The sequence below is a fragment of the Psychrobacter sp. genome (assembly GCF_030457785.1).
In the GTDB taxonomy this organism is placed as follows: Bacteria; Pseudomonadota; Gammaproteobacteria; order Pseudomonadales; family Moraxellaceae; genus Psychrobacter.
The window spans coordinates 1-5728 of sequence record NZ_JAKDUI010000173.1 but is presented as its reverse complement, the minus strand read 5'-3'; the positions used below and the strand labels follow the sequence as shown (position 1 = coordinate 5728).

The following is a 5728-nucleotide window of genomic DNA, read 5'->3' as shown; positions in this document are numbered from 1 at the left end:
GCATTCATCCCACTACCTTAGAGGTAGGGGATTTCTGCGGTAAAATGTTAAAACATTTTCAGCAGCACTGACCCGATGGCAATAACACCTTGCATCTTATTATTTATAACGTAAAACCACATGAAAAGCTACTGCAAAACATACCGCAACCGACACCTTTAAAACTGTCATTTTAGTATTATAAAACACCAAATCATGCTGATATCCTAGCTAAGCCCTGCCCTTTATTGTAGGATACTCAACAATCAAATCCTGACACAGACAGCCCACCATGCACACCGATGATAAAAACATAGCAGCATCTGAGCACCAATCGATAGACCAGTCACTCCAAACGACGGAATCAGAAAGCACTCGCTCTGATCGTAGCTTTGATGCGATTGCTGATCACTTTGAAAAAAAAGTCTACGGAGGCCTAAAAGGGGATATTCGATTGGCTGTGCTACGTCGTGATATTTTTGAATATACCACTCAGCTGAGCAAAGATCTTGGGCGACCGCTACGCATCTTGGATGTTGGCGCAGGACTTGCTCAAATTGCCATCGATCTGGCGACACAAGGTCATGAAGTAGTCATCAATGACATCTCCGCCAATATGATAGATAAAGCAAAAGCAAATGCTGACCAAATTGATGAGACACTAGACATCGCTTGGCACATTTGTCCATATCAGGAGCTAGCAGCAAGATTGACCACCAAAGAGAACCAGAAGTTTGATTTGATATTATGTCATGCCTTGCTCGAGTGGTTGGCAGAGCCTGCAGCAGTCATGGATTTTTTTGATCAACATTTAAGGAGTCATGGTGCGCTATCACTGTGTTTTTATAACCCAGCGAGTTTTGATTATCGCAATCTGATCATGGGCAATTTTAATTTACTTGATAACACGGACTATAAGGCAGATAACAAAAAAAGCCTAACGCCCAACCACCCAGTCGCAAGGGAAAAAGTCGAGTGTTGGCTGGTAGCGCATCATTATCAGACGGTTCGCGCCAGCGGTCTGCGTGTGTTTCACGATTACGCACCACTGAAACGTGGTGGTCATAACGATCCAGATGCGGTAGTACGGATGGAGCTTCGCTATTCACAGCTGGAGCCATACAAATGGCTCGGGCGTTACTTGCATATCATGGCCACTCGACAAAGCTAGCCAGTCACACACCAACAGCAACCTCGAATAATTTAAAAAATCTGGACCTCAGAGGCTAACTCATATAATTATTTGACATTAGTCATGAGTTGCTTCAACTCTGCTGCTACCTTGATCAGTTTCTATTGATTCATCATACTCTGACCAAGTAGTCGCATTGACGTCTTTTTCATCGAACACCACGACATGCTCTAGGAGCGGAACAATACCAATGTGTGAACCCACCTCGTGGTTATGGTGACTGGCAACTAAAGACAATAATGTTTGTCCATCATCTAGTTGCAAGCGGTACAGATAATTAGCACCACGGAACACCCGTCCGATCACTAGTGCAGTCTGTGAGCTTTCATCATCGTGGATGATATCATCAGGGCGCACGAGCACTTTGATTTTCGTGCCGTTGGGATAATCATACTCACAATATTTTGGAGATCCTGCCTCGTCAGAGACTTCCATGCGTCGATAAATATCACCGAGCGCCGTCTCAACATGACCATCCTTGATGATGCCATTTATCATAGCGCCCTCACCGACGAACTCAGCCACAAAAGGACTAACTGGCTTATGGTATAAATCACTTGGTCTCGCCCACTGTACCAGCTTCCCTTTGTCCATGACGCCAACTTTATCTGCCAAAGCAAAGGCTTCGTTTTGGTCATGGGTAACCAAGATCGCCGTGGTATTCGTACGTTTGAGGATATCTCGAACATTCATTGCCAATGATTCACGCAGCACCACGTCCAAATTTGAAAATGGTTCATCCAGTAATAAAAGCTCAGGCTTGGGTGCCAATGCACGAGCCAACGCAACTCGCTGTTGTTGCCCACCTGAAAGCTCACTGGGACGTTTATCCGCGTGTTCAGTTAGCTCGACCAGGCTTAGCATTTCTTTGACACGAGATTTCTTATCAGCGGCAGACCATTTGTTGAGACCAAAAGCGATGTTTTTCGCCACGCTGAGATGACCAAATAACGCATAGTCCTGAAATACCATGCCCATGCCTCGTTTGGCAGGAACGACGGCAAACGAGTGACCTACTGTTTTATCGGTTAGCCGATGATTATTTAGATAAATAGTACCGCCGCGGCTCGGTTCTAGCCCTGCAATCGCTCGTAATGCAGTCGTTTTTCCGCAACCACTGTAACCCAAGAAACAGCCAATCTCACCTCGCTGGAGTGTCAGCGACAATCCATTGACGACGATGGTATCGCCATAGCCCACCAGTAGGTTTTGCACACTGAAATAAGGATCAGTAGCCATATCTGCACCAAGCTGGTTGGTTTGCACCTGAGAGGGCTGAGGTTTTGATATTGATGAATCGTTAAGTAAGTCAGTGTGCATAGACGGTACCCGTTAACTACTAGTAAATAAAAACCATAGATTGAGCAGCAAAGTGATTATAAGACTCAAGGAGTACTACCAACTAGCCCTTTGAGACGTGAAGGCATGCAACATTAATTATCTTAATGGTTTTTCACAGTTTTTATGAAAAGCCCTTTAGCTCTGCTTGTCACTTTGACGCAATAAGATCCAAACAGGCAGGAGTCCGACCAATACGATCAACAGACTGGGCAACGCTGCTCGTCCCCACATGCCTTCGCTCGTCATTTCAAACACCCGAACTGCCAGTGTGTCCCAGCCTTGGCGACGGGTCATCAAAGTGATGGGCATCTCTTTCATGACCTCGACAAAGCCGATCAATAATGCAGTCAACACCCCTGGACTAAGTACTGGCAACATGACCTGACGCCAGCGTTGAAACGAGCTATCACTCAGCAGCTTGGCTGCCGCTTCTTGATTGACCGTCAATCGCTGCAATTGCCGATCTACTGGCTGAAAACTCACCGTCATAAATCGCGTTGATAATGCCAACAACATCACGATAACACTGCCTGACAGGAATTGCTGTGAAGTAATACCTAAGGCAATCATTCGATTGTCCAACCAAGCGATCGGAATAAATATACCGACAGCCAATACCGTACCCGGCACCACATAACCCAAGTTAGCCAATGTGGTCATCAGTTTGGTCAATCTATCAGGATATTGCCGTTTAATCCACGCCATAATAATTGCCAAAAAGGCAATGAAAATCGTGGTCATGCTAGCAATCAAGATACTGTTGGTGACGAAACCAATATAACGGTCGTCAAAGTCCTGACGGAAGTTTAACACCGTCCAATAGATAAGTTGTAAGAAAGGTATGAAGAACGCTATAGAAAATACCGCTGTACACAACAATGTCATGCTCAGCTTAGCTGCCTTACTGGTTTCAAAACGCTGATTACTGCCCTGAGTAACATAGTCGCTGCGCTTGCCCTGCCAATACTGCTCAAACAACACAACGACGAAAACCACACCGATTAGCAAAGCTGCCAATTGTGCGGCCGTGGTCAAACTAAAGAAGCCAAACCATGCTTTATAAATAGCCGTGGTAAAGGTATCGACATTGAACACTGAAACCGCGCCAAAATCTGCCAATGTCTCCATGCAGGCCAACAATAAACCGCCAACGATCCAAGGTAATGCTTGCGGCAGTGCCAGCCGAAAAAACACTCGACCGCGGGTCAACCCCAGCATCTGCCCTGCCTCAATCGCCCGTCGACCTTGTGATAAAAACGCCTGACGCGCCAACAAGTAAACATAAGGATAAAAAGCCAACGACAATATCAGTCCAGCTCCCCAGACATTACGCACTGACGGAATTGCTGTAGTCACACCCAAGTCACGCAAGCCTGTCTGCAGTGGGCCACTAAAATCAACGATACCTATAGTAACGAATGCTAAGACATAAGCAGGCATCGCCAATGGCAACATCAACGCCCAAGAAAAAAAACGCTGCCCAGGAAAACGATACATGCTGGTCACCCAAGCGAGCGCAGTACCAATAATACCCGATATGACCGTCACCATTAATAATAAAATAGCGGTATTCTTTAGAACTTGTGGCAGCACATAGTCTGTCATGTGCGTCCATATGTCAGCAACCGGCTGCGTCCATGAGAATATTACAATCAAAATTGGCAGAAGCATAAACAACGAAATCAGCCCTAAGACTGATTTCGAGACAATATGTTTTTTAAAAGTGTGATCTTGGCTGGCCATCTGAATATTCTCAATTGTACTGCCATTGGCTGAATCATTTGGATTGACAGACGCGTCAGAAATTATGCTCATACGTTCACTTCCATTTCTGACACATAAAGACCTCTAACGTCGATACTGGTTTCCAGACCAGTATCAAAAACGATCTGTCTATCCAACCTAAATAGCCGACTCTTAAAATGTTAAGAGTCGGCTGCTAGCAACTGTGCTGTTAAAAATTGATACTGTCGTCAACTCTCTATTTGTAGCCTGCTTTGTCCATCAGTTGGATGGCTTGGGTTTGCAGCTCACCAAAGGTCTGTACGTTGATATCATCTTGCTCGAATGGACCCCAAGAACTTAGCATTTCTGACTTATCAACCCCTTCTTTTACAGGGAACTCTTTGTCTGCGCTTGCATAGATACCTTGCGCGTCATCAGATGACAACCATTCCATCAATTGCAACGTTCCATCTGGATTGTCTGAGTTTGCTACCACGCCAGCACCTGAAACGTTTACATGCGTACCAGTAGTGCCTTGGTTCGCCCAGAAAATACCAACAGGGAAGTCTGGGTTTTCTTCCAATACGCGGCCATAGTAGTAACTATTGGCGATACCTACTTCACACTGGCCAGCAGCAATAGCTTCAAGCATGCTAGTGTCATCACCGAATACATCAGTTGCTAGATTGTCTACCCAACCACGAACCACTTCTTCTGTTCTTTCTTCGCCCAGATGATCAATCATACTAGCCACAAGCGACTGATTATATACCTTTTTCGAAGTACGTAAGCATAGCTTGCCTTTCCACTTAGGGTCAGCCAAGTCTGCATAGGTTGATAAATCGTCGGCACTGACTTTGTTTGGATCATAAAAAATAGTACGAGCGCGCAATGATAGACCTGTCCAATGACCTTGTGGGTCACGATACTTAGCAGGGACATTGGTCTCTAAAATTGAAGAGGTTACAGGCTGTAGCAACCCTTGCTGCGAGGCTTGCCACAAGTTACCAGCGTCGACAGTTAACAGCATATCTGCTGGGGTGTTCTGCCCTTCAGCTTCCAAACGTGCCATTAACGGACCCGTTTTGTCAGTAACCAACTCAATAGCCACACCTGTCTCTTCAGTATAACGATCCAATAGCGGCTTGATAAGCTGCTCGTTACGTGAAGAGTAAATAGTCACTGTTTCAGCACCTGCATCAGTAGTGGCCTCTGCTTCTGAGCTCTCTGCTGTTTCAGTCTCTACACTCTCTTCAGCTGCAGTGTCTTCTGTCGCTGCTGGCTCGCTACAACCTGCCAAACCTAACATCATGCCAAATACGGCAACAGGCAAGATACGCTTAGTAGAAGTAAAGTTGGTGCTGATAGTCTTCAATGACATGGTTTTCCTCACAATAGTTCTATAATAAAAATGATATGAATATACAAGATACTAATCGAACAATGTGACAATGCGGCTCTAAACCGCTATCACTGTAGATCAAGACCTTG

The 5728-nt window shown here is 45.4% G+C and carries 4 protein-coding genes; 1 reads left to right on the top strand and 3 read right to left on the bottom strand.

Annotation, left to right across the window (positions count from 1 at the left end; translation table 11 throughout):
- Positions 1 to 271 precede the first annotated feature (271 nt).
- A complete protein-coding gene (locus L0J61_RS08610) occupies positions 272 to 1150 on the top strand; it encodes a methyltransferase domain-containing protein (RefSeq protein ID WP_301466035.1) in 879 nt (292 codons plus the stop codon).
- Positions 1151 to 1228: 78 nt separating this feature from the next.
- On the opposite strand, the gene L0J61_RS08605 is transcribed toward L0J61_RS08610, so the two are convergent.
- The 3 genes from L0J61_RS08605 to L0J61_RS08595 form a co-directional block, all read right to left on the bottom strand.
- Positions 1229 to 2410, bottom strand: coding sequence for an ABC transporter ATP-binding protein (locus tag L0J61_RS08605; RefSeq protein WP_301466036.1), 1182 nt, complete (start codon positions 2408 to 2410; stop codon positions 1229 to 1231).
- Between the two features lie 237 nt (positions 2411 to 2647).
- Entirely contained in the window at positions 2648 to 4327 is a 1680-nt protein-coding gene (locus L0J61_RS08600; protein ID WP_301466034.1) for an iron ABC transporter permease, read from the bottom strand.
- 166 nt (positions 4328 to 4493) lie between these two features.
- Positions 4494 to 5618: an extracellular solute-binding protein gene (locus tag L0J61_RS08595; RefSeq protein WP_301466033.1), complete on the bottom strand. Its 1125-nt coding sequence runs from the start codon at positions 5616 to 5618 to the stop codon at positions 4494 to 4496.
- Positions 5619 to 5728 lie beyond the last annotated feature (110 nt).

What these genes read in the sequence shown, in the direction of transcription:
- L0J61_RS08610 (WP_301466035.1), top strand. Translation starts at nt 272, where the DNA reads ATGCACACCGATGATAAAAACATAGCAGCATCTGAGCACCAATCGATA.
- L0J61_RS08605 (WP_301466036.1), bottom strand. Translation starts at nt 2,410, where the DNA reads ATGGCTACTGATCCTTATTTCAGTGTGCAAAACCTACTGGTGGGCTAT.
- L0J61_RS08600 (WP_301466034.1), bottom strand. Translation starts at nt 4,327, where the DNA reads ATGAGCATAATTTCTGACGCGTCTGTCAATCCAAATGATTCAGCCAAT.
- L0J61_RS08595 (WP_301466033.1), bottom strand. Translation starts at nt 5,618, where the DNA reads ATGTCATTGAAGACTATCAGCACCAACTTTACTTCTACTAAGCGTATC.